Origin of the sequence: Aquabacterium sp., from assembly GCF_021768455.1 — a bacterium.
Taxonomy (GTDB): Bacteria; Pseudomonadota; Gammaproteobacteria; order Burkholderiales; family Burkholderiaceae_C; genus Aquabacterium.
The window spans coordinates 1-2,016 of the sequence record NZ_JAIZVX010000274.1 but is presented as its reverse complement, the minus strand read 5'-3'; the positions used below and the strand labels follow the sequence as shown (position 1 = coordinate 2,016).

Annotated in this window: 2 protein-coding genes; both read left to right on the top strand. The window is 68.5% G+C overall.

The window, feature by feature from the left end; translation table 11 throughout:
* A partial coding sequence (locus tag QZ994_RS19670; protein WP_290877737.1) for a cysteine hydrolase occupies positions 1–615 on the top strand: 615 nt, incomplete at its 5' end.
* 70 nt (positions 616–685) lie between these two features.
* Positions 686–2,016, top strand: a 1,331-nt coding sequence (locus QZ994_RS19665) for an amidase family protein (RefSeq protein ID WP_290877735.1), incomplete at its 3' end; no start/stop codon positions are given.

The following is a 2,016-nucleotide window of genomic DNA, read 5'->3' as shown; positions in this document are numbered from 1 at the left end:
TCAGATCGGGGCGGTGGCCTTCGCGGGTGTGGACGACGAAACCGCCGGCCTGGCGCCAGCCTCGGCAATGATGTCAGCCTCCTGCAAGCCATCGTGCCCACCGTGCAGACCGTGCTGCAGGCCTGGCGCCAGGCCGGCGGTTTCGTCGTCCACACCCGCGAAGGCCACCGCCCCGATCTGAGCGATTGCCCTCCAGCCAAGCGCCTGCGGGGTGCTCCCAGCTTGCGCATCGGTGATGTCGGCCCCATGGGCCGCATCCTGATTCAGGGCGAGCCCGGGCACGCCATCATTCCCGAGCTGGCCCCGATCGAGGGCGAACTCGTGATCGACAAGCCCGGCAAAGGCGCCTTCCATGACACCCCGTTGGCCGAGGCGCTGCAAGCGCGGGGCATCACGCACCTGGTGTTCATGGGCGTGACCACCGAGGTCTGCGTACAGACCACGATGCGCGAAGCCAATGACCGTGGCTACGATGCCCTGCTCGTCGAAGACGGCACGGAAAGCTACTTCCCTGCTTTCAAGGCGGCGGCGATCGAGATGATCCGCGCCCAGGGGGGCATCGTTGGCTGGACCGCTCCGAGTTTCGCCCTGCTCGCGGCGCTCAAGCAGGCCTGACGCAACCCCTGAAACACCTGAACCTGCCCTTTCCCTTTCCCCTTTCCCTAGCGAGACCCGCACCATCGCCATGACCTTGAACGACCCCGTTGTCGCCGTTTCCCCTGTGCCCAACACGATCACAGGCTTGCAGGCGGCCTACCGCAGTGGCCGCCTGCAGCCCGCCCAGGTCATTGCCCGCCTGCTGGCCGGCTGGGAGGCCCTGCCCGCCGAGGCCGATCCCGCCTGGATCACCCGCGCCAGCCGCCCCTTCCTGCAGGCCCAGCTCGATGCCCTGCAAGGTCAATCGCCCGACACCCTGCCGCTCTACGGCATCCCCTTCGCCGTCAAGGACAACATCGACGTGGCCGGCCTGCCCACCACGGCCGCCTGCCCCGCTTACGCCTACCTGCCCGAAGCCTCGGCCGAGTTCGTCAAGCGCCTGATGGCCGCTGGCGCCATCGTGGTCGGCAAGACCAACCTCGACCAGTTCGCCACCGGCCTGGTCGGCACGCGCTCGCCCTATGGCATCCCGCAGTCCACCTTCAGTGCCGAGCACGTGAGCGGCGGCTCCAGCTCCGGCTCGGCCGTCGTGGTGGCGCGTGGCGAGGTGCCCTTCGCCCTGGGCACCGACACCGCGGGCTCGGGCCGCGTGCCGGCCGGCTTCAACAACCTGGTCGGCCTCAAGCCCACGCCTGGCCTGGTGCCCATGCGCGGCGTGGTGCCTGCCTGCAAGACGCTCGATGTCATCAGCGTGTTCGCACTCACGGCGCCCGATGCCGCCCAGGTGCTGCGCGTGGTGGAAGGCCTGCAGCCTGGCGAGGCCGCCTTCAACGTGGTGCAGCCCCAGCCGCCCCGCCTGCCCAAGCCCCTGCGCGTGGGCATCCCCAGCCACCCCGAGTTTTTCGGCAACGCGGATTACGAAGCCTGCTTCGCCCAGGCCCAGGCGCAATGGGCCGATCTGACCGATGTGGATGGCAGTCCGTGGCCGGTCAGCCTGGTCAAGGTCGACATGCAGCCCTTCTTGGACGTGGCCGCCATGCTCTACCAGGGGCCCTGGGTGGCCGAGCGCTACGCCGCGGTCGAGGCCTTCATCGAGGCCCAGCCCGATGCCATGGACCCTGTGGTGCGCGGCATCGTCTCGCAGGCCCGCCAGTTCGATGCCGCGGCCGCCTTCAAGGGCCTCTACCGACTCAAGGCCCTGGCCGCCCATGGCGTGAGCGTCAAGGTGCTGACTGGCGATAACGAACTGGTCACCGCAAAGATCTGCCGCGAAGTCGGCCTGGAGCAACAGGGCCTGCTGATGGGGAACGACATCGAAGCGATGAACGACGCCGAACTAGCCGTGGCGGTGGAAACCACCAACGTGTTCGCCAAGCTCACGCCGGCTCACAAGGAGCGCATCGTGCGCCTGCTCAAGGC